We start from the raw sequence: 25,461 nt of genomic DNA, 5'->3' as shown, positions 1-25,461 counted from the left end.
AATCTATCATCTATGCTTGGTCACCAATTTCATAGCCGGAGATGTGTACGCACATTTCTGCACACGGAAACAGGTGCCGACCGCGCTAAATGCGTGGACAGGCTTAAAAGGGAAGCACGGTGTAAATCCGTCGCGGTCCCGCCACTGTATACGGGGAGTCTGTGCATATAATCCACTGGTGTAGCAACCGGGAAGGAATGCATATGATCATGATCCGCAAGCCAGGAGACCTGCCTGTTTCGACAGCATCGTATGACCTACGGAAGATAGGAAGGTGTTAGAGCAACCGCTACAACTACTTATAGCAGGTGTTCTTTCCCATTCTATCTTTGTGCACAGTCGTCATTCATGATGCCTGTTTCTCGGGATATGGAATCGGAAGGAATGCCTTTTTTTGATGCTTTCAAAAGAAACACACCACAATAGCTTCAACTTGATGAGTTCACTTATTATAAATGAGGAGGAATTTTACATGTCGCAATCACAGCAACAACAACCACAAGTACTGACAGGCAACCTCGGTTACCCCCGCATCGGTGCGGGACGCGAATGGAAAAAAGCACTGGAGTCCTTCTGGGCTGGCCGAATCGATGAATCTACGCTTCATCAGGAGTTGACCACACTTCGGTTGCAGGATCTGAAGAAACAGCAGGCACAGCAGCTCGATCTGATTCCTGTGAGCGACTTCTCCTACTATGATCATATTCTTGACGTATCCGCGATGTTTGGCGTCGTTCCTGGGCGTTTTAACCATTCAGGCGGACCAGTATCCGTATCTACCTACTACGCTATGGCCCGGGGTAATGATCAGGCAACAGCCTGTGAGATGACCAAGTGGCTGAACACCAACTATCACTACATCGTACCTGAGATTCATAATGATACTGCATTTGCATTGCTTGAAAATAAACCCCTTGCCGCCTATCGCGAAGCGAAGCAGGAGCTTGGGCTGGAAGGTAAACCAGTCGTTGTCGGCCCGTACTCGTATGTACGGCTCGCCAAAGGCTATGACGCGGAACGCTTCGCAGAGATCGTCACACGCCTCGTTCCAGTATACGCCCAGCTTCTGTCTGAGCTTCAAGCAGAAGGCGTACAGTGGGTACAGATCGACGAGCCTGCTCTGACGCTGGCTGTCTCTTCCGAAGATGAAGCCTTGCTGCAACAGGTGTATGCTGCCTTGGCAGAAGCCGCACCGGAATTGAAACTGCTGCTTCAAACGTATTTCGAATCGGTGGAAGCTTATCCGGTCGTGACAGCTCTGCCTGTAGCCGGAATCGGCCTGGACCTGGTCCACGGCTATGAAGGCAACCTGGCCAGCCTGCGGGAGCATGGCTTCCCGCAGGATAAATGGTTGGGCGCCGGTGTCATCGACGGGCGCAACATCTGGCGCGCCGATCTCGCAGAGACGGCGAAGCTGCTGGAGCAGGTGGCTGAATTCGCAGCCGAAGGCAAGCTGATTATTCAGCCTTCCTGCAGCCTGTTGCATGTACCGGTTACTGCCGCTCAGGAGAGCGCGCTTGATCCGGTACTGCGCAATGCCCTGGCCTTTGCCGACGAGAAGCTGGAGGAAATTGCGACGCTCGGCACGTTGTTGTCCGGCGGTGCAAAGCAGGCGGACCAAGCAGCGGCTTTGGCTGAAGCCAGCCGCCGCGCCCAGGCAAGCACCGAAGCGGTGCGCTTGCTGAGCGAGTCCGAATCAAGGACACGCCTGAGTGGTGCGCCTGCTGGGGTGCACGCTGACGAGCAGCTGCTTCGCAACACGTCATTCCAGGAACGACGCGAATTGCAGCAGCAGAAATGGTCGCTCCCGCTGCTGCCAACGACAACCATTGGCAGCTTCCCGCAAACGGCGGACGTGCGCAAAGCACGTGCACTCTTCCGTAAAGGGGAATGGAATGCGGAGCAATATGACGCTTATGTGCGTGAACAGATCCAGGAGTGGATTACCATCCAGGAGGAAATCGGTCTGGATGTGCTGGTACACGGTGAGTTCGAACGTACCGATATGGTCGAGTTTTTCGGCGAGAAGCTGACTGGATTCGCCTTCACCAAAAATGGCTGGGTACAATCCTACGGCTCACGTTGCGTGAAGCCACCTGTAATCTACGGAGATGTGCTGTTCAATGAACCGATGACGGTGAAAGAAACGGCCTATGCCCAGACACTGACCAGCAAACCGGTAAAAGGCATGCTCACAGGTCCGGTAACGATCCTGAACTGGTCCTTTGTCCGCTCGGATATTCCACGCAGTGAAGTATCCTACCAGATTGCTCGCGCCATTCGGGACGAGGTTGAAGCGCTGGAGCAAGCAGGCATTGAGATGATTCAGGTCGATGAACCAGCTCTGCGTGAAGGACTTCCACTCAAACGAAGCAAGTGGGATGAGTACCTGCAATGGGCCGTGGAATCCTTCCGTTTAGCTACTGCAACCGTAAAACCAACAACGCAGGTGCATACCCACATGTGCTACTGCGAGTTCGATGATATTATTGAAGCCATCAGCGACCTGGATGCAGATGTGATCTCGATCGAGACATCCCGTAGCCATGGGGAACTGGTAGGCAGCTTCGAGCAGAATACGTATGACAAAGGCATCGGACTTGGTGTATACGATATCCACAGTCCGCGTGTTCCAGGCAAGGACGAGATGTTGAATATGATTGAGCGTGCACTTCAAGTTCTGCCAGCAGATCTGTTCTGGGTAAACCCTGACTGCGGACTGAAAACACGTGGTAAAGCCGAAGTTGTAGATGCATTGAGCATTATGGTAGACGCTGCTCGTACAGCAAGAGAACGGGTAACCGCTGACTCCTCAATCTAAACGAAGCTTGTGAATGCAAACAAAAAGCCTCCGAATTCCTTTGGAGGCTTTTTCAATTACCATCATTCTATTTGTTTATCTGGCTAATATCTTTTTATCCGACTTAACGAATCTCGAAATGGCTAACACGTACTCCTGCGGACAACACAAGGTATACATCTTGTTGACCTGATACGCCTTGAAGGTCTGCCTTAACCGTGGACCACTGCTGTGCCTCACCCTGTGCCAGTTCCACGCGTCCTGCCATTGTACCGTCAGGTGCGCCCAGTCGAACTTCCAATACCGCATCTGCCTGCTCTGATGATACACGTGCTTCAAGCGCTGCTGCATTGCTGCCCAGATCTGCATCCTTGAAGACAATCCAGCCTTGTTCACCAATCACACGGACAGAAGTTCCGCCTTCCTTGCTCTCATCCAGATCCACACCGAAGTATGCATCGTAATTCTCGGCGCGAGTAGCCACACCCAGATTACGTGAAGGAATGGTCTCACCTTGTACTGCCAGGTCAGCAACAAGCTGAACATCGGCAGAAGATTTGCCCACCATAATGGAGTAGGTACCGCTTTCGACCACATAACGATCACGGGTTACATCCCAGATCGCCAGTTCTTGAACTGGCAGTGTGAAGCTGACTTTCACTGTAGCTCCAGCTTCAATATGAAGACGACGGAAACCTTTTAACGTTTTGAGTGGACGTTTCACACGGGACTGTCCGGCACGCACGTACAACTGTACAACCTCATCACTGGCGATCGTTCCTGTATTCGTCACGTCCACATGTACATTGATGGTTTCATCGACTCCAGCCTGGGCCGGATTCAGCTCCAAATTGCTGTATTTAAACGATGCATACGTTAATCCATGTCCGAATGGATACAGTACGTCACCTTCAAAGTACTGATACGTACGTCCCGATTGAATGATATCGTAGTCCCTGATATCGGTCAGCTGATCTGCCGATTGCACCCACGTCATATTCAGACGGCCTGCTGGCGCATAATCGCCATATAATACGTCAGCGACAGCGTTCCCCAACTCTTGTCCTGCATGGGATGTATACAATACAGCCGGGATGTTCTCCTGTACCCAGTTGGATGTGAACGGATAACTTCCCACGATAACTACAACGGTATTTGGATTCGCTGCATACACGGCTTCAACCAGACGCTGCTGGGATTCAGCCAGATCCAGACTTGGACGGTCAATCTCTTCTTTACCATTCACAAGTGGATTGTTGCCGACAAATACAATCGCCGTCTCCGCTTCCTTCGCAGCCGCTACCGCTTCCTCCAATCCATTCACCACAATATCCTTTTTGAATGTTTCCGTAGCACCGAAAGATTTCAACTCTTCGGATACCGCAAACGCATCGTTTCCACCATTGGGCGCCGTTACTGTTTTACCGTTCCAAGTCGTCAGCCCCACGCTTCCTTCCTGTTGTGGCAACAGATGGAATACTTCCTTCACAAACCAGCCATATACTTCATCCGCCGATGCCGTAACCGTTTCTTCATCCGTCGTCAGGTATTTTCCATTACTGTCTGCCTTCAGCGTGTAACTGCCAAAGCCCCAGTCACTCAGTGTAAATGTCTCGGCATCTCCTGAAGCAATAATGGATGATTTCTCATCTTCAGCCAATCCGACAGCCTTGCCGCTTGCCACTGAAGTCAAAGTAATGCGATCATTGCCATCCTTGAATGCAACCTTGTCGCCGCCTACTTTGCCAATAATCGCTTCAAGCGGGGATACGCTATATGGCATAGTGCCTGCATACCAGTCACGATAGACTGTTCCGCCCAGTTGGCCAATCACAGCCACTTTGCCGGATTTCGTTTTATCCAGTGGAAGCGTGCCTTTATCATTTTTGAGCAGTACAACTTGTTCTCTCGCTGCTCTCAGTGACAGGACCTTCGCCTTCTCCGTCATCATCGCTTCTTCACCAATCGAAGCATATGGATTGCCCTCAGCCGGATCGAATTCACCCAAACGGAAACGCACACGGAACGTATTAAACAATGCCAGATCAATATCTTCCATCGTGAGTGTGCCCTGCTCCAGCCCTTCACGCAGCGCCTGTTTCGACAGATCCGCATCATCGGTAATACTGTCAATTCCGGCTTTGACGGATTCCACTGTTCCTGGTGTGTGCGAATCATAGTATTTATGATCGTTCTTGATCCCCATGACATCCCCTGCATCACTTACGATGAAGCCATCCATGCCCCATTCGCCCTTCACAATTTCGTTTACAAACGGATGCAGCAATGCTGGTGTACCATTAATAGAGTTGTACGCGGTCATCATTGACTGCGCGCCGCCCTCTTTGAACGGTTTCTCGAACGCTTTCAGATAATATTCACGCATGTTGCGCGGATCAATGCTCGATGAACCACTGCCACGGTCCACTTCATTATTGTTTGCAAGGAAATGCTTTAACGTGGCAACCGCCTTGTAATACTTCGGATGGTCGCCCTGGATTCCCTTAACCAGCGCCGTTGTCAGTTCAGCAGTCAGTTCTGGGTCTTCACCATAAGCCTCTTCGTTCCGACCCCAACGTGGATCACGCTCCATATCTACCGTAGGTGCCCACAGAGTCAGACCGTTTACTGCTGGATTGCGTTTGTAAAATACACGTGCCTCGTCTCCGATTACGGAGCCGATCTCTTCCATCAGGTCCGCATCCCATGTGCACGCTAGTCCAACCGGCTGCGGGAAGGAAGTGGCTTCGCCAAGCCAGGCCAGGCCATGGGCTGCTTCTGTGCCGTGTTTATATGCTGCGATACCCAGTCGCTCTACTGCTGGTTGGTATTGAAGCATGGATTCAATTTTCTCATCTTCCGACAGACGGGACACGAGGTCCTTTACACGTATATCAAGTTCGAGCGTTGTATCCTGAAACGGATATTTCGTTTGGTTGGTCATGATATGGAATCTCCTTTGGGTATTCATTGATTTATTTAGAATGATAGCGGATACATAATCGATAAATTAATATGATGTATTCTTGATGTATCCGAGCTCACAATTCGAAGATTTAACCTTTTAGAACAAGCACTTTACGATCCGTCGTTAACTCTTCATATCATTTACTAAAACGGTTTCGATAAATCTATCATATAGCATGTTTAGCAAAAAAAACAGGGGTGCTTCACAGGAAAATGTGAACTTTCCTCAGGAAAGTATGCGGACAATCGTTTTATTCTGGCACAGTATGGTAATCATGGATAGGAGTATAAATATGACGTACTTATTGAGCTAAGCATAGTCCTTAATGAAGAAGAATATTGAAGGAGGAGATTCGAGTGAGTGAACATCAACAGCCCCCGACAGGTTTGCCTTCCATACCGGAATCCCTGTGGAGAGCGACAAACACATTCAATGAATATCCGAAACTGACAGAAAATACAACCGCCGATGTAGCCATTATTGGTGCAGGAATTGCAGGTATCACAACAGCCTATTTGCTGGCCCAGAAGGGCCTGCGTGTGGTTGTGCTTGAAGCCGGAAAAGTACTGGATGGCACAACCGGCCATACAACAGCCAAGGTATCCGCGCAGCATGGCGTGATATTTGATGAATTGCTTCATCATTTTGGAGAAGAACAGGCCCGCATGTATTATGAAGGCAATGCAACAGCCGCCAAATGGATGCGAGATCTGGTAAAAGAGAAACAGATTGATTGCCAGTGGGCTGAGGAAGATGCCTATGTCTACATTCAATCTGAGGAGAATCTCAAGAAGCTGGAGATTGAACTGACAGCCTATGGCAAGCTGAATATTCCTGGTCAATGGGTTGATCCCCTTCCCATCCCTGTTCCGTCCAGAGCAGGTATTAAGATGCCGGGACAGGCTCGCTTTGACCCGCTCAGTTATTTACATTACCTATTGGAATCTGCAGTCAAGCAAGGTGTACGCATCTATGAACATACAACGGTAACCGATGTGGAGGAAGATGCCTCACTGCATGTGCGGACATATGAGAATGGTCCATCCGTAACGGCCGAACATGTCGTTGTTGCCTCCCATTTTCCGGTCTATGACCCCGGATTTTATTTTTCACGGCTGCACGCTGAACGTTCCTATGCTGTTGTTGTTGAACCTCAGAAACCTTTCACCGGTGGCATGTATATCTCTGACGATGAACCTTATCGATCCCTGCGTACCGTCATTCATAAAGGGAAGGAACACATCCTCTTTGGAGGGGAAAATCACAAAACCGGACAGGGCATTTGCACCGTCGGTCATTATGAAAATTTGGAGAGCTATGCAGCCGATACATTTGGCATTCGCAACATCCCTTTCCGCTGGTCAGCCCAGGATCTGATTTCCATCGATAAGGTCCCTTATATTGGACCAATTACCGGACGACATGAACGTGTCTATGTGGCTACCGGCTTTGCCAAATGGGGCATGACCACAGGAACGATGGCTGGACATATCCTTACAGACCGGATTACCGGACGGGACAACTCTTACGCAGCAGTATTTGATCCTGCAAGATTCAAGGTAGACCCTGGTGTGAAAAACTTCCTTGTAGAGAATGTTAATGTAGCTGCGGAACTGATCTCTGGCAAAGTCGGCATTATTCACAAAAACACGGGAGAACTCGGCAACGATGAAGGGGCTGTTGTTCGCCACGACGGCAAACGTGCTGGCGCCTACAAGGACCCGACTGGCAAACTCTTTCTTGTGGATACCACCTGCACCCATTTGGGTTGTGAAGTGGAATGGAATGCCGGAGAACGTTCATGGGATTGCCCATGCCACGGATCACGCTACGATTACGCAGGCAAAGTCATTGAAGGCCCTGCCGTGAAAGACCTTAAGATGCTGGAAGCACAAGAATAAACTAAGCTGATACCCCCATCGTTGTATATCTTCATCCCATAGACCCGGATTGGAATCCGTCTTCAGACGGAAGTAACCGATTCGGGTTTTGCGTATGCTGATCTATAGATAAATTAGCGAGAAAACGAAGTTAGTCCAACTCAGCGCTACATCGTGATACGGAACTATTTTAAAATCACTACCTTGCATTAAACAGTACCGGATGCTATGATGAATTCACGACTACTGAACAATACACACTAGTGATTGGATAGAGCAACAAGGAGGAACCCAAGTGAATGTTAATATTCAATTCAAAAAAGGGGTGCTGGAACTATGCGTCCTCGTGCTGATCAACCGCCAGGATCGTTACGGCTACGAACTGGCTCAGGCTGTATCCCAGCATATTGAAGTGGCGGAAGGTGCGCTGTATCCCCTTTTGCGGAGATTGGTCAATGACGGCTATTGTACGACTTACCTGCAGGAATCCAGTGAAGGCCCACCACGTAAGTACTACAAACTGTCTGATACCGGCCGTGACTATATGAAGACTCTCACGAATGAATGGAATAGTTTTGTGCGCAATGTCGCAAATCTTATAGAGGAAGGTACCCCAAATGAATAGACAACAATTCATGCAGGCAATGGAGATTCATCTAAGACCGATGGACCGGCTGGAACGGGCAGAATTACTCGCTGATTATGAACAGCATTTTGAGATGGGATTGAGAGAAGGAAGATCGGAAGAAGAGATTGCACGTGAACTGGGACATCCAATCGAGATAGCCAAAGAAGCTCTCGGTGATCGGTATGATGCACAGACGCCAGGATCTGATCCCTTCTATGCACCAACATTCGAAGAAATGCGTTCACAGCAAAGGGGAAATCGAGCTGCACGCAACTTCTTCACGGCAATCGGCCTTTTTTTCCTGAACATCATATTGGCCATTCCGCTAGGATTGACTCTGTGGTCGGTATGGCTCACCATTGCCAGTTTGTCGCTGCTGGTATTAGCCCCAGTTGCTGCTGCTGTGGATTTCTTATATCTCGGTCATTTCGAGTATTCTGAATTGTTCGTTTCGATTGGAGTATTCGGTATAGGCATTCTATTCGCCATTGCGACAAAATGGGTGTTTAAAGCCTTTAAGTTGATCACTCTTCAGTATATAAGATGGAATCAAAAGACGATGAAAGGGGATGTCTAATCATGAGCACCAAAAAATGGATTGCTTTAGCGGTACTATGTATCGGCATCGGTTTGCTCGGAACCTCCATATACGGAGTTCAGTTCGGAGACCAGAGAGAACCCTACTCCAAACGTTGGGAATTCAAAAATGATGAGCTGCACAATATCATGATGAATGCCAACTTAAGCGCAGATATTGAATTCGTTGTCAGTCCGGATTCCAATGGCTACATTGAAGTCGACGGAAAGTGGGACCCGGCCACAATTGAAGGTTTTAAACAGGCTTCGATCACGGATGGAACCTTTACGTTAAACCAGGAAGAGCGTTTGCGTTTGCAATTTTTCACCCTTTATTGGAATAATCAGCAGCAAACGATCACGGTTGCGTTACCTGAAGGACATCAGCTGGATGAAGTTAACATCGTCTCTTCTTCCAGTGATCTGGATCTGAAGGGTCTGCATGCCAATACCTTGGACCTTAACACTACGTCTGGAAGCATTCACCTTCAGGACATTACTGTACCAACCATTCAACTCGATCTAACTTCAGGAGACATTAAAGCTGCGGCAATTGCGGGAGATATGGAAATCAAACAAACTTCCGGAAGTTTCACGCTGAATGGCATTGATGGCGATGTGACCCGAAGTGTACAGTCGGGAGATACCAAAATTACGCAATTGAACGGTGCAGCAAATGTTAAGTTCACTTCTGGTAGTGTGAAGATCGAGCAAGAAATCTCCGGTTCGATTGATGTATCGGGACAGTCTGGAGATATTTCCATACAGGCGGCGCCTGATTTTGACGGCATTTACGATGCACAGGCCACTTCCGGTGATGTAAATATACCTGGTTCCCCCATGGTAAGCCGTGAGGTCATCAAAGCTCGCACCACTTCAGGCAGTATCAAGATCAAGCAATCATAATAAATCATGATGAAGCAAATATTCGAACTGTGGGTAATATAGTATAATTAAATGCTAGTCCAATTCTAAGGAGGAGTTACCCACATGGAACTTAAAAATAAAACGGCTGTCATCACTGGCGCCGGTAAAGGTATTGGCCGTGCCATTGCTGAAGCACTTGCCAAGGAAGGTGTACATCTCGGACTTATCGCTCGGACGGCCTCCGATCTGGAGGCTCTCCAGCAATCGTTGAGCCAGGAATATGGTGTAAAAGTAACCAGTGCCATTGCGGATATTTCCGATCGCACTCAGGCCGAAGCAGCTGTAGCGGCCATTGAGATGGAGCTTGGTGCAGTCGATATTCTGATCAACAATGCAGGCATTGCAAGCTTCGGTACACTGCTGGACATGGACCCGGAAGAGTGGGAACGTATCCTGCATGTTAATGTCATGGGTACATACTATGTAACTCGTGCTGTACTGCCAAGCATGATTAAGGAAAGCAGCGGCAGCATTATCAACATCGCCTCCACCGCAGGCGAGCGTGGCTTTGCTACAGGCTCAGCTTACTGTGCTTCCAAATTCGCACTGCTCGGCATGACCGAATCCCTGATGCAGGAAGTACGCAAATCGAATATCCGTGTTACTGCGTTAACACCAAGTACAGTGAACACGGAGCTGGCAACCAATGCCGGACTCAAAATCGGAGACGAAGACCGCATGATGCAAGCGGAAGACGTAGCTGAACTGGCCTTGGCCACCCTCAAGCTGTCGGATCGTGTATTTGTTAAAGCCGCAGGCATCTGGACAACTAATCCACAGTAAGCAGGATCAGTCAGACCATTTAAAGAGAATAATGAATGACAGAAGCAACCATTTCTAATGATGCACTCCGTCGCCATCCGGTCGCCCGAGAAACCTCTGGGCGGCCTTTTACATATTCAGCAGCCGCCATCGTGTCCGAATACGATTCATCACGCTGATTCTCTACCCTTATGATTAATGCAGCGTTACTTCTCTCATTCTCCATTTCACTATCCTCTGTTTATGCGTTCCACAAATGGTCCAAATCCAACTCCTTGGACACGGCGATCAGTACTACCGCGGGCTCCTCCCCAATATTGGTTACTTCGTGGGGAACGATGGCATTCCAGCTGAATGAATCCCCCGCTTCCAGAATCTCTACATCCTCACACTGCTCTGCGCGAATTCGGCCTTGCAGAACAAGATGGCTCTCTTCTCCAGCGTGCTTATTAACTCCAGTCGATGCACCTGCTGGCAGCTCCACAATGGACATGCGCATAGCGCCCTTTGCCGTTAGATGCTGTACCTTGATTTGTCCGCTTCCGGCAGTCGTCTCCTTGCGCTCATCCTTGCGCACCACGTTCATCCGCTGCTCCGGTGACAGCAGCAAGTATGGCAGTGGCACTTCCAGATAATCCGCGATACTTTCGAGCGTCGCGATGGACGGTGATGTTTTATTATTTTCCACGTTGCTGATAAACCCCTTGGATAGCCCCGTACCCTCGCACATTTGCATGATGGTGATCTGTTTTTGTTTGCGGATCGTACGAATGGCTAGACCAATATCCATGTTGCAATCCTCCCCCTTTGATCTGTTTATCCGATCTGTATACTCAATACTCAATCTTATTCTGCGTTAGGTTCATAAAAAACAATCCGGTTGCCAAACGGATCAATCACTGTCATTTCCCTTAGGTTCCACGGTGTATCGGTAATGCCAGGTCTGGAATACTTGTACTTTTTCCGATTGAGCTCGTCACATAATGCATCGAGCGCATCCGTTTCTATTCGTAATGCCGCTCCAGGCGTACAATCGCCATGATGTCCAGATAGATGCAATTGAATGGAATCCAGAGATACCTGCATATATAGCGGCAAATCTGGCTCAAACCGATGTTCCCAATCCATTCGAAAACCCAGGTATTCCAGGTAGAACTCTTTCGCCTTGTCTTCATCAAATATCCTCAGAATAGGTACGATTCCGTTAACCATTATTATCACGTCCTTGGGAGTAATATGTGGATTACTTTGGCGATCCGCCGGATACATCGTTATAGACCATTATAGATTTCTTATACGGAACATATTTTCATAATACAAAAAAAATATTGACCCTACAATGGAATCATGATAAATTTTGTTCATCAATAAGAATATTAATTTCATATTAGTGAACTTTATTTTTGATTACTCATTTCTTATCAGGTGGTGGTTGCATTGAATTATTCATTGACTTACGACGTTCGGCTTCCTTCCGATTACAATACAGAACAACAATATCCCGTTATCTTTGCCCTGCATGGCATGGGTTCGGATGAACAGGATATGCTTCGCTTAATGGAGCCTCTTCAGTCCGATTTTATTATCGTTGCCGTACGTGGGCCTATTGTTCAGGGTAGCGGCTACGCCTATTTTCAAATTAAAAGCATTGGCAATCCCGTCCGTGAGTTGTTCGATGCCTCTGTTCAGGGACTGCAACAGCTAATGGTTGACCTGTCCGCCAAATATGCCATTGATCCCGCACGGCGTTATATCGCCGGGTTCAGTCAGGGAGCCATCATGGCGATGACGCTCTCACTGATCATGGGAGAAGAAATCAAGGGAATTGTAGCTATGAGTAATTACATTCCGCAATTTGTAAAAGACGAATACAAGATACAGCCCGACTCGGAGTTATCTGTATTTATTTCACATGGCGATCAGGATCATCTCTTCCCACTGCAACTTGGCGAAGATAACGCCACCTTCTTCCGTGAACAAACCAATAACGTTACGTATGTTCCATATAACGGTGGACACCAAGTCACCCCCGACTTATATCAACAATTTCAACAATGGCTTCGGACGGATGCCAAGCTTGCTGCCGAAGACCCGAAAGGACTGAATTCATAATGATGCCATCCCTGTTTATCGCTCACGGTGCGCCATCACTTGCACTGGAGGAACATGCATACACTGAATTTCTGCAAAAACTTGGACAGGAACTGCCGAAACCCAAGGCAATCGTATTGTTCTCTGCTCACTGGGAATCCACAACTCAGTTGGTTTCTTCGGTAGCCAATTACGAGACCATCTATGATTTTGGCGGCTTCCAGCCCGAGCTGTATCAGATCAAATACCCTGCACAAGGACATGCAGAGACAACAGCGGAGATTCAGCGCCTGTTCGCGGATGCTGGTATTCCGGTGGAAAGCGACTCTGTTCGTGGTCTGGATCACGGTGCTTGGGTCGTGCTTCGCCTGCTCTATCCAAATGCGGACATTCCGGTCGTTGCATTATCGGTGAATCGATATCTGTCCAATGAACAGCAGTATCAGGTAGGACAAGCGCTGGCTACTTTGCGTGAGCAGGATGTTCTCGTCATTGGCAGTGGTGGAACGGTACACAACCTGCGTCAGTTAAACTGGGAAAGTTCAGGCGTTGACCCTTGGGCCATGGCGTTTGACAATTGGCTGCAAGACAAACTGGTGAGTTGGGATACAGCGTCCCTCTTCGCCTATGACAAGCTGGCACCATCAGCCCAAGCAGCCGTGCCAACTCCAGAGCATTTTGTACCATTGCTGCTCGCCATGGGTGCGGGAGATCAGAACAAGCAGGCATCACTCCTGTTTAAAGCCTATCAGTATGGCAACCTGAGCCTGTCATGCTGGAAATTTGATTGATCGATTGATATAACACCTTATATAAAAATAACCAGACACTCGTGCGAACTCGCACGGGTGTTTTTAGTGATATGACCTTTTTTGCATAATGCTGGGAGTTGTAAAGCAAGCTATAATAACATTTAGTGGAAATGAACAAGCTGTAATTAAGGAATACTCTTTCTACACCTATCACATCTTTCTGGGAGGAACATTCGAAGTGGCTGAACAACCAAAGTCTGAGAGCTTGATGTCTCTCGTCAAAAAGGGGAACACATCCTCGGCTGTAGCTATGGCAGGAAATGCTGTACTTGCACTGTGCAAAGGAGGAGCCTTTCTATTCAGTGGCAGTGGCGCCATGTTCGCCTCGGCGATGCACTCTTTGGCCGATGCCATCAACCAAGGGTTTGTCTTTGTCGGAAGTGTGTTGTCCGAGAAAAAACCTACACGCCGCTTCCCGACCGGATTCGGGCGGGTCATCAACATTTTCTGTATGATTGCCGTTATCGTTGTTACCATTATGGCGTATGAAACGATCCATGAAGGGATTCATCTGTTACTGCATCCGGCTGCTCATTCCGGCGGTATCTGGATTAACATCGGCGTGCTGGTGCTTAACATTGTGATCGATGGAGCCATTTTGATTAAAGCGATGAAAGAAATTCTACACGAAGCACGTGCGCCCAAAGCGTCAGGCTTGGCCCTGTTCCCTGCTGCGATCAAAAATGTAGGACGCGCCGCACCGCCAACACGCCTTGTATTTTACGAAGATATTGTAGCGGTACTCGGTGCGACACTCGCACTGATCTCTGTCGTTGTCATTGCACTAACCAACTTTGCATTGCTCGATGGAATCGTGACGACCATTATTGGATGCCTGATGATCGCTGTCGCTTTCCGTGTAGGTTATGACAATATGATCGGACTGATTGGTGTAGCGGCTCCACAGGATGTTGAGGATAAAGTATCCCAGACCATTCTGGCAGACTCTCATGTTGCAGATATCCAGATGATGCGCATTATTCAGGAAGGTCGTTATTACCACGTCGAGGGTCTGATTGAACTGACCAAAGGATTGAGCCTTGCCGATGCAGATGATATCAAGTTCCGTATCCAGGAAAAGTTAATGACAGATCCGGACATCGCTGATGCAGCCATCTCGATTATCGAAGATGATGGTGTGAACAGCTGGGGCAAGAAGCATTCTGATGTAGTGAAATAAGTGCCTGCTCCCTTTTATAAAAGATAAAAGAAGCGCACTCTTCGCGGAGTGGGCTTCTTTACATATCTAACTACGTGACATAGCTAACTATATCTACATGGCTGCTGAAGGTTGCGCTAAACTTGTTGGTTAGAATTCGCTGACTGACTATCATGGGGTATACTTCTGCCACCCTGCTTCATGCCCATCTCCATCAATTTATCCAGCCATTTCAGACGGAAAGCCTCAGTGGAGCCTTTGATTGGGCTAATCTCGGTTACACGTACCGGGGAGACCCCGCAGAATTTAAGAATATTTGATTTCATGACCCGATGTCCTGCATGTCTGTAAATCAATCGATTGTACCAGCGTGGTGTGTCCATGGTCACAATGATGTGGGCAGACCTTCCTTTCAGCAATTTGTCCCATAGGGGTGAGTCCTCCCGATCTTTCATCGCGAATCCGGGCAAGAACACCCGATCAATAAACCCTTTCAAAATTGCAGGCATCACTCCCCACCACGTTGGATATACAAACACCAGATGATCCGCCCATCGGATCAATTCCTGAGCTCTCACCAAATCAGGTTCCAATTCTGTCCGCTGACGGTACCCGTACTGAAGATTGAGATTAAACTGAATATGGCTCAGGTCGATCAGCTCCACAGAACTGCCCGATTGTCGGGCCCCTTTTACATAGGCTTCTGATAGTGCTTTGCAGTAACTTTGCGGATCAGGATGACCATTAATTACCAAGATATTTGATTTCATACATCTGTTCCTCCTGTATAATAAAGTTCATGAAGGCCGAAGTAGCAGGCATATCACAAGCATAGAATGAACGCATACATAAACAAATGATCAACGGCGCCAAAACATTGCTGATTCGCGCAAAAGGGGGTAGCATGAACAACCATAATCACGGTGTATCGATTTCCATGTTGTATCCGATTATGAAGACACTGGTGAACAAAGGGTATGAATCCGAAGCGTTTTTCGAGTACGTCAGCTTAGATCCTGCTATGATGCAGAACCCGGAAGCCCGTATTCCAGTTGAAGAGTTGGAACATATTATGCAGTGTGCTGCGAGATACTCGGATGATCTGTATTTTGGATTGAACCAGGGACAACTGCTGGACTTTGCGGACCTTGGCCTTCCTGGTTACGTCATGATGCATTCCAAGACGATTGGAGATGCACTCGCTGCTTATCAACGATATAACATCATTCTATATAGTGGATTTAATCTCGATTGGAAAGTAGACGGAACGGATTTGATCCTTCAATTGTCTTTGCAAAATTCGGAGAAGCAGATGTCACGTCACTGTGTGGAAGATATGGCTGTCTCAATGGTGTATTTGATCAGCAAACTGGCGAATCGCCGGGTGGAGTTAAAAGAGGTTCGATTCGGTCATCAAGCCCCCGATGCTTCAGGCGATCTATCTCCTTATGTTGGCATGTTCGGAATAGAGCCGGGATTCGGGGATACCCGTACACTCCTGCGAATGCACAAAGACATTCTGGATCAGCCCGTATTATATTCGGATGCAAGAATGCTGAAGGTCTTTGAAACCATGGCTCAGGAAAGCAAAGATGAGCTTCATTCGTCTCAACCGTTCTCCAGCAAAGTAAGTCGGTGGATGACGGAGAGCCTTCCAACCTTCTTTCCCACATTACAACACACCGCCGAGCATCTGGGCGTGAGCATTCGCACACTTCAGAGCCGATTGCGTGCAGAAGATACAACATATCATGAGATATCCGTTCAGGTACGCAAGGAAATGGCATTGCGATATTTGCAGAAAGGAACCTATTCGGTGGGGGATATTGCCTATGCCCTGCATTTTTCGGAGCAAAGCGCTTTTCAGAATGCCTTCAAAAAGTGGACCGGACAGACGCCCGGGCAATACCGTTCGAGCCTCAAACAGCCCATGCAGCCAAGTAGCTGAATAATTCCGACTTCAATCCTTCTAACGGGAATATGGATTGCATGTTTTGAACCTAGACTTTAGTCTAGGTTCAGTTTAACTCCAAAGACCGAGGATACCCTTTTGCCGTTCATGGTATGCTGTGAATAACGAGAAAACATACTCCATGACCGTTCGGGAATTGATCTTGTATTGAAAAGGAGAGATATCATGGCTAAACGCACCATCCTTGCGCCTGTGCTTATTTTGCTCGGCGTATACCTGATTTTGAACCAGGGAGGTTCACTCGGTCCGGGTACAATCTTTGCCACGTTCTGGCCCACCCTATTTGTGATTCCACTGGGGCTATTCTTCCATTGGCTGTACTTCTCTATGATTGGACGAGGGATCGGATTGCTGGTTCCCGGGGGCATCTTGCTTACGGCAGGTGTTGTCAGCCAGATCGCCATGCTCTTTGGTAACTGGAGCACGATGTGGCCTGGCTTCATTCTTGCGGTAGCGGTAGGTTTGTTTGAATTGTATTGGTTCGGTGGCCGTAACAAATGGTTGCTGATTCCGATCAACATTCTGACGGTTATCTCATTGTTATTCTTCTCCGTGATGTCGATTGGCACGATGCTGAACAGTCTATCCTTTGTCCAGCCATTCGTGGCAATTGTGCTGATTATGGGCGGGGCATGGATCATTGTGGGTCGCAAAAAGCGCATGTAGTGACGTACATAAGATGAAGGGCTGGGATTACACTGGACCACTCCGCATGCAGAATAATCTTCCGATCGCTGTTATCGCCGGATTTTTTTGATTCCCTTTTAATAAAGGGTAAAATCCCGCGATAAAGGCGAGCGCTTCGCTTCTACAGATTATTTCTGCCCCCTCCGTTAATGTGTAATGTTCAAGTTCATCTTATAAAGCACTACCAAGCACTATTTGCTTGGAAGGTAGGGTAAAGAAAAAACCAAGCATCCCCTGGTCCATTAAAGGATCAGGGGATGTTTGGCTTAGAGGCATGTATGGTGATATATATTCACCATATGGAAATACTCCGCATGGCTATACCTTTTATTTGCTATGCATTTTAAATTCAAGGAACAAATCGTTATAATGCGAGAGCATTTTTTTGCCCAGATTATTGTACACTTCCAGCTTACCTGTCAGTGTCTCATCTGGATAGAATCGTTCATCCTCCGAAATATCCTCTGGCAGCAGCTTCAATGCCTCGGCGTTCGGTGTAGAGTACCCGACATATTCAGTATTACGAGCCGCATGATCCGGGTCCAGCATGAAGTTAATAAACTGATGAGCGCCTTCAATATTACTCGCAGTCTTCGGAATGACCATGTTATCGAACCAAAGGTTCGATCCTTCCTCAGGAACCACGTAATCCAGCTTCTCGTTCTCATCCATAATTTCCGACGCATCACCGGACCATACGAGTCCAACTGCGGCTTCCTCGTTCGCCATCAGCATTTTGATCTCGTCTCCGACAATTGCTCTGACGTTAGGCGTGAGGGTGGACAGTTTCTTCAAAGTTTCCTGCAGATGATCTTCGTTCGTATCGTTCAGCGAATACCCGAGGCTGTTCAGCCCCATGCCGATCACTTCACGGGCGCCATCGAGCAGTAAAATCTGGTTTTTCAAACGTGGGTCCCACAGGTCGTTCCAGCTCTCAAATGTTAACCCATCAACCAGTTCAGGATTGTACACAATCCCCACCGTTCCCCAGAAGTAAGGGATGGAGTACTTATTGCCCTCATCAAAGGATAGGTCCATGAATCGTGGGTCGATGTTACTTAGATTAGGCAGCTTGCTATGATCGAGTGGAACGAGAAGATTCTCTTCTTTCATTTTGCTAATCGCATACTCAGAAGGAATCGCTACATCAAACGTCGTTCCGCCCTGCTCAATTTTGGTCAACATCGCTTCATTCGAGTCAAACGTCTGATAGATGACCTTAATTCCCGTCTCTTGTTCAAATTCCTTCAGCAAATCGGGATCGATATAATCGCCCCAGTTGTAAATCGTCAGCGTGTTGCCGCCGGAATACCCCTGACTCTTGTTCAGATACGAAGCGAGAATCATCAAGGCAAAGGCAGCCACAAATACAATTGCAAATGTCCGAACCAGTTGCTTCATGGACGCAGCCCCCTTCCCGCAGGCGTTCGCGCGGCACGGCGGTTAATGAAGTAATACCCAACCACCAGCAGCACCGTCAGCAGGAACAGCAGCGTGGACAGCGCATTGATGGACAATGACACACCCTGCCTTGCTCTTGAATAAATCTCCACAGAGAGTGTGGAGTATCCGTTACCCGTGACAAAGAATGTTACTGCGAAGTCATCAAGCGAGTACGTCAATGCCATGAAGAACCCGGCAAAAATACCCGGTTTAACGTATGGAAGCACGACACGAGTCAGGATCTGCCACGATCCAGCCCCCAGATCGCGCGCTGCATCCATTAACGTCGGACTCATCTCCTGAAGCTTTGGCAATACCATAATTACGACGATCGGCACGCTGAATGCGATATGAGACAACAGTACCGAAGTGAATCCAAGCTTGATGCCAATCATGGTGAACAGAATCAGAAAGGATGCACCAATGATGACATCCGGACTAACGATCAGCACGTTATTGAGTGACAGCAACGTATTCTTGGTCCGTTTGCGCCGCACATGGTAGATCGCCAGTGCCCCTGCCACACCGAGCATCGTTGAGATCGCCGAGGACAGGAGCGCAATAATAAACGTATTCAGTACAATGATCAGCAGCCGAGTATCGGCAAATACTTCCCTGTACCACTCCAATGTAAATCCTTCGAAGCCGCGCATATGCCCGCCACTGTTGAAGGAATAGAAGATCAGATACGCGATCGGTGCGTACAGTATGGCGAATACAACGGCCAGATAGACGTTAGACAGCTTTCCGTTTCTTCCCATTACGCACCTCCTTCTTACCTGATCCAGTCAGGAACATAATGATCGCCATCGCAATAATCAAAAAGACGGCAATCGTCGAACCCATCCCCCAGTCCTGGGTGACGAGAAAATGCTGCTCAATCGCTGTTCCCAGCGTAATTACCCGGTTCCCCGCAATAAGGCGGGTAATCATGAACAAGGATAGCGCCGGAATAAATACGGCCTGACATCCGGATTTCACTCCGCTGAGCGTCAGCGGGAAGATAACCCGGCGGAATGTCAGCCATGACGAAGCACCGAGATCTCGTGCTGCATAGATTAGCGACGGATTCATCTCTTCCAGCGCGTTGAAGATCGGCAAGATCATAAACGGAATGAAGATATACACCGAGACAAAGATAAAGCTAAAATCGGTGAACAAAATCTGTTGCGTGCCAATGCCCACCACTTCAAGCAGGGAATTGGTCAAGCCGTACGTGCCGAACAGGCCGATAAAGGCGTACGCTTTTAACAACAGATTGATCCAGCTTGGCAAAATAATAAGCAGCAGCCACAGCTGCTTGTGCTTCGTACGAGTCAGTAAATACGCCGTCGGATACGAGACCAACAGCGAGAACACCGTGATCAGAAATGCATACCAGAACGAGCTCAGGGTCATCTGCATATACACAGGTGTAAAGAACCGAGCGTAGTTACCCAGCGTGAAATTGCCCTCCACATCGAAGAACGAGTAATACACCACCAGCAGAACCGGAGCAACTACAAACAACACCATCCATAATACATATGGAATCAGATACGCATTGCGTGTACTCGCCTTAGTCTGCATGAACGGCCTCTTGGTAGGCTTCCAGACGTTTATCGAACTCTTCTTCCGTCTCGTTAAAGCGCATGACGTGGATGGCTTCCGGGTCAAAATACAGTCCAATACGAGCGCCTACGACGGCTTTCTTCGTGGAATGCACCAGCCACTCATTACCCGCATCATCGTATGTCGATATCTCGTAGTGCACCCCACGGAACAGCTGGGAGTCCACGTTGACCTGCATCTTGCCCTGTTCCTCGGTTGTAATCTCCATATCCTCTGGACGAATTACAATTTCCACAGGCTCGTCCCGCTGCAAACCCTGATCGACACACTCGTACTCTGCGCCAGCGAATTCCACCACAAAGTCCTGCTTCATTTTGCCAGATACAATGTTGGATTCACCAATAAAGTCCGCCACAAAACGGTTAATCGGCTCATCATAGATATCATTCGGCGTGCCGCTTTGTTGAATGACGCCGCCGTTCAGGACAAAGATCTCATCCGACATCGCCAAGGCTTCCTCCTGATCATGCGTGACAAAGATAAACGTAATGCCCAATCGCTGTTGCAGCTCGCGCAGTTCATACTGCATTTCTGTCCGCAGCTTCAGATCGAGCGCCGAAAGCGGCTCGTCCAGCAGCAAAATCTCGGGTTCATTCACAATCGCCCGCGCGATGGCGACACGCTGCCGTTGTCCGCCGGACATCTCGCCAATTTCACGGTTTTCATAACCGGAGAGATTGACGAACTTGAGTGCTTCCAGCACTTTGTCGCGAAGTTCAGCGGTTTTCATTTTTTTGATCCGCAAACCAAAAGCTACGTTCTCAAATACGTTCAAATGTGGAAATAACGCGTAATCTTGAAATACGGTATTCACCTGCCGCTGGTGAGCCGGCACTTGGTTAATCAGTGCACCGTTAAAATAAATACTGCCCTGTGTCGGCTCCGCAAAGCCGGCGATCAGGCGCAATATCGTTGTTTTCCCGCAGCCTGACGGGCCGAGTAGCGTATAAAATTTACCCCGCTCAATCTCGAAGCTGACTTCCTTCAATACGGCCTCATCCTGATCGTATTGCTGAGTCACCCGGTCGAACCGGATAATCGGTTGTTGTTCTGACATGCTTCATTTCGCCCCCTTTAAACTTGAGGTATACCTTGAGCCTGTACACTTCTTTTCATGCATGCTTCATTACAAATCCCATTTATTATATATGATTCAGCTATATCCGCAATGGTTTTGATGTAAACGCCATGTGTATTTCTTCTTAATCTCACAAATACAGCATACATTACGGGTATATGTCGATATCTACGCATCCAAGTAGAGCGATTTCATGAGGATTTCGGAATCAAGTCATGTGAAAGGAGTCCTGTTCGTGGATATTCGCCGTAACCTGCCTTTGCTGATGATCATTTGTTTTCTTAGTCAGATGGGCGGTTTCATGATCCTGCCCCTGTTCCCTTTGTTTATTGAGGAATTCGGCCTGTCCGGCTGGATGATGGGGGTTATTTTTGCACTCTTTTATGTCGGTAAAGTGATTGGCGGGGTGCCCGCTGCGGCACTCTATCGGAAAATTGGGGGCAAACGGGCACTTATTGCCATGCTGCTGCTGCTCGCTGTTTGTATGGGTGGTTTCGCTGTATCTTCTGCCGCACTAGTATTCGGCCTGTTGCGGCTGCTGCAAGGGCTCGCTTCGACTGGACTTACGGTCGTCGTGCGTTCCATTATCGGGGATGAGGGCAATGTTGACAATCGGGGGCTGTACAACGGTTATATCAGCAGCAGTGAAGGCGGGGGCATGGTGCTGGGTCCGGTCATCAGCGGCTGGCTCTCGTTGCATTGGCCTTTGTCGGTGCCTTTTTTACTCGTTACCGTGTGCTGCCTGATGGCTGTGGTTGCGGCAATGGGGATGAAGACAGCAGCAAAGTCCAATCCTGTATCTGAAAATGTGTTGGACGGCCACGCCTCAAGCGAGTCTCCAACGGATGCAAAACAAACGCAAACACCTACGGATTATACAGTTTCTCCAGCAAACGCTACTCCTAGCCCAACCACTCCTGAACCGTCCACCGGACTTACCCGGAGGCAGCAACTGATTGGCTACGGTACGGTTCATTTCCTGGAGATGAGCGCTTATGCCGTGTTTCTGACTTATTTTGCGTTGTATGCGGCTCATATCATGCACTGGGACCCGTTTGCGATCAGTCTTGCCTTTACGGTCGTTGGTATCTCCACACTCGCTGCTGCCCCGGTAGCCGGTTACCTGTCTGATCGGATGGGTGATCGTCTGCTGCTCTGCATGTTCGGCATGCTGATGATTGGCATCGAAGTGGTGGTTTTTCTGAGCACATCTTCTTATGTGCTGGTTTACGTGGGCATGCTAATCGGCGGCGTAGGCGGTGCATGTTACATGGATTCGTTCTTTGCTCATATCGGGGATCATATCCCGGACGAGGGTAGGAGCTCTGTCATTGGCAAAATTGTCTCTGCGGCAGAGATCGGTTCCATCGTGTCTCCACTGATAGCTGCTCTGCTTGTGGAGCGTGGATCGCTGTATACCGTGTTTGTGTTCAATCTGCTTCTAATCGCCGCTGCCATTGCCGTTCAGGCAGTGATGCGCAGCCGTTACAGATCGAAACGAGTGTAGACGCACAAGACTGCCCACATCAGTGGGCAGCCTCCATTTACTTATTTACTCCTAATAAAGTTGCTATATGTAGTGCTTTTTCTTCGATTTTACTTTTTAAATAAGGGTCTGTGTTCTCAGGCAATTCCATCGGCTTGTAAAACTTCGCTTCAAGAACTTCCACCCCATTGGGCTTCAACTCGCCTTCGAACTCCGTGCAAATATAACCAATGACCACATTATAATATTCATGCCCATTTCTTAATTTCGTATATAACTCTTTCCCCGAAAAGACGCCGTATAGCACAAGTTTCTTGATCTGTATTCCAATTTCTTCTTTGACCTCACGCCTCGCTGACTCTTCCACCGATTCGCCCAACTCCATAAATCCACCCGGTACTCCCCAGGTATTATCCACATGTCGAACCAACAAAATTTCACCTGATTTATTCAATATCAAAATACTCGGTCTCACCAGAATAACTGGTGCATTGCCAACCATTTCTCGAAGCGATTCAATATAGCCCATAGCTAACCCTCCTATATCAAGTCATGATCCTTATTATAGAAGTGCAATTAATTTCCATATAGAGAAAGAATATTCAGCTTTATTTCCTATTTTAGAGCCCGTACTTTGATGAAAAAACAGCAAAAAAACAACCCGTTCGCACATCAGTGTGCAAACGGGCATTTCATTGGTGGGTTCTCAGCCTGAGGCTGGTGATCCCCCTCGGGTTGTTGTTTTTCCCTGTCCATCCGTTCAGCTTCCGATTTCTCTGTACCCAGTGTGTAGGAATGATCTCCATAGAAAAAGTTAGGCTTCACAATCTCATTGCGGTATGAACTGTGGAAAATATGCGTCGTCGCCGGAGACACCGGCGGAATCAGCCAGACCCAATCGCCTGTCAGCTCGCGCCCGGCTTTCTCTTCCCGCTGCTCAAACAGGGCAAATTGCGCTGCCGCTGTGTGGTGATCCACAATGCTAACGCCTGCTTTCTTGAACGAATGCAGCACAGCTACATTCAGCTCTACCAAAGCTCGATCCTTCCAAAGTGTCGTTTCACTCGATGTATTCAGGCCAAGCGCTGCCGCTACCGCTGGTAGTTTATTATACCGAAACGTATCTGCCAGATTGCGTGCGCCAATCTCAGTACCCATATACCAGCCGTTAAACGGCGCTGCAGGGTAGGATATGCCGCCAATCTCCAGCCGCATATCAGCAATCATTGGTACACCGTACCAGCGCATGCCCAGTTCGGCAATTTCCGGACGTTCCGGATGTTCAATCCTCACTTCCACGATGTCTTCCTCGGGCACTGTATACCACTCTGGAGCTTGTCCCTGAGCCTGGATAATCAATGGCAACACATCATAAGGCGTACCTTCCCCCTGCCAGCCAAGCAACATTGCTGTCTTCGTTAGCTCAACGGATGCTGGGTCACCTACAATGCCTTCCGTCGTCTCATATCCAGCATAACGGATCAACTGGTGATTCCAAATTCGCACGGGGGCTCCATTCGGTCCATCAGGTGGAAGGATCGTAATCATCGGAATAATCTTTCCTTTGTTGGAGGCCTCTCTGATGTGCGCCATCACAGCATCCGCTGCCGTTCCAACCGTATCTGCATGACGTGCATCAACGATGCGCAGTTTATCCCAGAATAGCCGCCCGATGCAGCGATTGCTGTTACGCCATGCCATTTTACAGCCATGCTCCAATTCATCCGCAGTATGCACATATGTGCCTGTGTGTTCAATCTCGTTCAAAACTGCAACAAGCCGGGCCTGCGCGTCTTCACGCGAATGGCCCAGCTCTTCATAACATCTATATATAAACCGTTCAGCTTCATCCCGTAGTTCTTCCAGGTCTGTCCGCATTATTCACTCCACCAATCTATACATCTTGAATGCCATCATTATACGGCAAGCACACCGGATTTGTAAGCGAACGGGCACTTTGTTCACGGACTCTACATATCGTTGTTCAGGATGCAGGCTAACTTAGCTTATTTGCCCAGAAATGCGTTTAACATCCAGACCTCTTTATCCAAGGCAGCAGTGAATCCAATCAGCATATCTTCGGTCGCATTATCCTCAGCTTCGCCTGCTGCTTGAATACCCTGGTTAATAACATCCACCATCGATTGCAGATCAGCAACTACGGTTTCCACCATTCCTTCGGCTGACAACTGTCCCTGTGCTTCCTCAACAGGTGACAACCGCAGTTGTTCAGCCATCGTTGCGACTGGACGTCCACCAATTTCCAATAGACGTTCTGCAGCTTCATCCATATTCGCCGTAGCCATGTTATACAACTCTTCGAATTTGGCATGCAGTGTGAAGAAATGAGGACCTTTCACATACCAATGGAAGTGGTGCAATTTGGTGTACAGTACAGACCATCCTGCGATCTGGCGGTTCAGGACCTCTTGAAGTTCAGTGGTATGGTTTGCAAAAGTATTGTTTCTAGTTTGGATTGTGCTCATGGAATTTATCCCCTCTCGAATACGATATAGTTTTGATTTTGATAACGTAATTTAACTTGCTTTCATTTGTTTAATTTAGACTTAATCTAAATCTT

The 25,461-nt window shown here is 48.3% G+C and carries 24 protein-coding genes and 1 riboswitch; of the genes, 12 read left to right on the top strand and 12 right to left on the bottom strand.

The annotated features are described in order from the left end of the window. Window positions 1-54: 54 nt before the first annotated feature. Window positions 55-253: riboswitch (cobalamin riboswitch) on the top strand. A gap of 219 nt (window positions 254-472) precedes the next feature. Continuing rightward, window positions 473-2,821, top strand: a complete 2,349-nt coding sequence (gene metE / locus ACDJ58_RS29240; protein ID WP_413374218.1) for a 5-methyltetrahydropteroyltriglutamate--homocysteine S-methyltransferase — start codon at window positions 473-475, stop codon at window positions 2,819-2,821. A gap of 103 nt (window positions 2,822-2,924) precedes the next feature. Here the strand turns inward: metE and ACDJ58_RS29235 are convergent, their stop codons facing one another. Beyond that, window positions 2,925-5,744: a glycoside hydrolase family 3 C-terminal domain-containing protein gene (locus ACDJ58_RS29235; RefSeq protein ID WP_413374217.1), complete on the bottom strand. Its 2,820-nt coding sequence runs from the start codon at window positions 5,742-5,744 to the stop codon at window positions 2,925-2,927. A 380-nt stretch (window positions 5,745-6,124) separates the two neighbouring features. On the opposite strand from ACDJ58_RS29235, the gene ACDJ58_RS29230 reads away from it, so the two are divergent. From ACDJ58_RS29230 to ACDJ58_RS29210, 5 genes are all read left to right on the top strand, one after another. Next, on the top strand, window positions 6,125-7,669 hold the full coding sequence (locus ACDJ58_RS29230) for an FAD-dependent oxidoreductase (protein WP_413374216.1): 1,545 nt from the start codon (window positions 6,125-6,127) through the stop codon (window positions 7,667-7,669). A gap of 274 nt (window positions 7,670-7,943) precedes the next feature. Further along, on the top strand, window positions 7,944-8,273 hold the full coding sequence (locus ACDJ58_RS29225; protein ID WP_076287486.1) for a PadR family transcriptional regulator: 330 nt from the start codon (window positions 7,944-7,946) through the stop codon (window positions 8,271-8,273). Beyond that, window positions 8,266-8,853: an HAAS signaling domain-containing protein gene (locus tag ACDJ58_RS29220; RefSeq protein WP_413374215.1), complete on the top strand. Its 588-nt coding sequence runs from the start codon at window positions 8,266-8,268 to the stop codon at window positions 8,851-8,853. The genes ACDJ58_RS29225 and ACDJ58_RS29220 overlap by 8 nt, the downstream gene beginning before the upstream one ends. Window positions 8,854-8,855: 2 nt before the next feature. After that, window positions 8,856-9,758, top strand: coding sequence for a DUF4097 family beta strand repeat-containing protein (locus ACDJ58_RS29215; RefSeq protein ID WP_413374214.1), 903 nt, complete (start codon window positions 8,856-8,858; stop codon window positions 9,756-9,758). Window positions 9,759-9,842: 84 nt separating this feature from the next. Beyond that, window positions 9,843-10,562: a 3-ketoacyl-ACP reductase gene (locus ACDJ58_RS29210; protein ID WP_064641804.1), complete on the top strand. Its 720-nt coding sequence runs from the start codon at window positions 9,843-9,845 to the stop codon at window positions 10,560-10,562. A gap of 19 nt (window positions 10,563-10,581) precedes the next feature. On the opposite strand, the gene ACDJ58_RS29205 is transcribed toward ACDJ58_RS29210, so the two are convergent. From ACDJ58_RS29205 to ACDJ58_RS29195, 3 genes are read right to left on the bottom strand one after another with little or no spacing between them, the layout of a single operon-like run. Next, entirely contained in the window at window positions 10,582-10,767 is a 186-nt protein-coding gene (locus tag ACDJ58_RS29205; RefSeq protein ID WP_413374213.1) for a hypothetical protein, read from the bottom strand. Between the two features lie 15 nt (window positions 10,768-10,782). Further along, window positions 10,783-11,331 (bottom strand): helix-turn-helix domain-containing protein, encoded by a 549-nt coding sequence (locus tag ACDJ58_RS29200; RefSeq protein ID WP_064641803.1) that lies wholly within the window; start codon window positions 11,329-11,331, stop codon window positions 10,783-10,785. 56 nt (window positions 11,332-11,387) lie between these two features. Further along, window positions 11,388-11,753, bottom strand: coding sequence for a glyoxalase superfamily protein (locus ACDJ58_RS29195; protein ID WP_413374212.1), 366 nt, complete (start codon window positions 11,751-11,753; stop codon window positions 11,388-11,390). Between the two features lie 225 nt (window positions 11,754-11,978). On the opposite strand from ACDJ58_RS29195, the gene ACDJ58_RS29190 reads away from it, so the two are divergent. The 3 genes from ACDJ58_RS29190 to ACDJ58_RS29180 all read left to right on the top strand — a co-directional run bounded on the left by ACDJ58_RS29190 (window position 11,979) and on the right by ACDJ58_RS29180 (window position 14,624). Then, window positions 11,979-12,653, top strand: coding sequence for an alpha/beta hydrolase (locus ACDJ58_RS29190; RefSeq protein WP_413374211.1), 675 nt, complete (start codon window positions 11,979-11,981; stop codon window positions 12,651-12,653). Next, a complete protein-coding gene (locus ACDJ58_RS29185; RefSeq protein ID WP_413374210.1) occupies window positions 12,653-13,423 on the top strand; it encodes a DODA-type extradiol aromatic ring-opening family dioxygenase in 771 nt (256 codons plus the stop codon). The genes ACDJ58_RS29190 and ACDJ58_RS29185 overlap by 1 nt, the downstream gene beginning before the upstream one ends. Window positions 13,424-13,622: 199 nt before the next feature. After that, window positions 13,623-14,624 (top strand): cation diffusion facilitator family transporter, encoded by a 1,002-nt coding sequence (locus tag ACDJ58_RS29180; protein ID WP_090809032.1) that lies wholly within the window; start codon window positions 13,623-13,625, stop codon window positions 14,622-14,624. Between the two features lie 116 nt (window positions 14,625-14,740). Here the strand turns inward: ACDJ58_RS29180 and ACDJ58_RS29175 are convergent, their stop codons facing one another. Continuing rightward, the gene (locus tag ACDJ58_RS29175) at window positions 14,741-15,373 is read right to left on the bottom strand and encodes an NAD(P)H-dependent oxidoreductase (RefSeq protein WP_413374209.1); all 633 of its coding nucleotides are present in this window, start codon (window positions 15,371-15,373) and stop codon (window positions 14,741-14,743) included. Between the two features lie 134 nt (window positions 15,374-15,507). On the opposite strand from ACDJ58_RS29175, the gene ACDJ58_RS29170 reads away from it, so the two are divergent. Further along, a complete protein-coding gene (locus ACDJ58_RS29170) occupies window positions 15,508-16,551 on the top strand; it encodes an AraC family transcriptional regulator (RefSeq protein ID WP_413374208.1) in 1,044 nt (347 codons plus the stop codon). 189 nt (window positions 16,552-16,740) lie between these two features. Next, window positions 16,741-17,241 carry a hypothetical protein gene (locus ACDJ58_RS29165; protein WP_413374207.1) on the top strand — a complete coding sequence of 167 codons (501 nt, stop codon included), beginning with the start codon at window positions 16,741-16,743 and terminating at the stop codon, window positions 17,239-17,241. 348 nt (window positions 17,242-17,589) lie between these two features. On the opposite strand, the gene ACDJ58_RS29160 is transcribed toward ACDJ58_RS29165, so the two are convergent. From ACDJ58_RS29160 to ACDJ58_RS29145, 4 genes are read right to left on the bottom strand one after another with little or no spacing between them, the layout of a single operon-like run. Beyond that, window positions 17,590-18,663 (bottom strand): ABC transporter substrate-binding protein, encoded by a 1,074-nt coding sequence (locus ACDJ58_RS29160; RefSeq protein ID WP_413374206.1) that lies wholly within the window; start codon window positions 18,661-18,663, stop codon window positions 17,590-17,592. After that, entirely contained in the window at window positions 18,660-19,466 is an 807-nt protein-coding gene (locus tag ACDJ58_RS29155; RefSeq protein ID WP_064641797.1) for an ABC transporter permease, read from the bottom strand. Before ACDJ58_RS29155 ends, ACDJ58_RS29160 begins: the two co-directional genes overlap by 4 nt. Further along, a complete protein-coding gene (locus tag ACDJ58_RS29150; protein ID WP_024632841.1) occupies window positions 19,441-20,274 on the bottom strand; it encodes an ABC transporter permease in 834 nt (277 codons plus the stop codon). Before ACDJ58_RS29150 ends, ACDJ58_RS29155 begins: the two co-directional genes overlap by 26 nt. After that, window positions 20,264-21,373, bottom strand: coding sequence for an ABC transporter ATP-binding protein (locus tag ACDJ58_RS29145; protein WP_413374205.1), 1,110 nt, complete (start codon window positions 21,371-21,373; stop codon window positions 20,264-20,266). The genes ACDJ58_RS29150 and ACDJ58_RS29145 overlap by 11 nt, the downstream gene beginning before the upstream one ends. A 256-nt stretch (window positions 21,374-21,629) precedes the next feature. On the opposite strand from ACDJ58_RS29145, the gene ACDJ58_RS29140 reads away from it, so the two are divergent. Beyond that, complete coding sequence (locus ACDJ58_RS29140) at window positions 21,630-22,901, top strand: MFS transporter (RefSeq protein ID WP_413374204.1); 1,272 nt, start codon at window positions 21,630-21,632, stop codon at window positions 22,899-22,901. A 37-nt stretch (window positions 22,902-22,938) separates the two neighbouring features. On the opposite strand, the gene ACDJ58_RS29135 is transcribed toward ACDJ58_RS29140, so the two are convergent. From ACDJ58_RS29135 to ACDJ58_RS29125, 3 genes are all read right to left on the bottom strand, one after another. Then, entirely contained in the window at window positions 22,939-23,409 is a 471-nt protein-coding gene (locus ACDJ58_RS29135) for an NUDIX hydrolase (protein ID WP_413374203.1), read from the bottom strand. 143 nt (window positions 23,410-23,552) lie between these two features. Beyond that, window positions 23,553-24,758 carry a nitric oxide synthase oxygenase gene (locus ACDJ58_RS29130; RefSeq protein WP_413374202.1) on the bottom strand — a complete coding sequence of 402 codons (1,206 nt, stop codon included), beginning with the start codon at window positions 24,756-24,758 and terminating at the stop codon, window positions 23,553-23,555. Window positions 24,759-24,886: 128 nt separating this feature from the next. Then, window positions 24,887-25,366, bottom strand: a complete 480-nt coding sequence (locus ACDJ58_RS29125; protein ID WP_413374201.1) for a Dps family protein — start codon at window positions 25,364-25,366, stop codon at window positions 24,887-24,889. Between the last annotated feature and the right edge of the window lie 95 nt (window positions 25,367-25,461).

The organism is Paenibacillus taichungensis, from assembly GCF_047302525.1.
Classification (GTDB): domain Bacteria; phylum Bacillota; class Bacilli; order Paenibacillales; family Paenibacillaceae; genus Paenibacillus; species Paenibacillus taichungensis_B.
The sequence above is the reverse complement of the archived record's forward strand: the minus strand, read 5'-3'. Positions and strand labels throughout refer to the sequence as shown.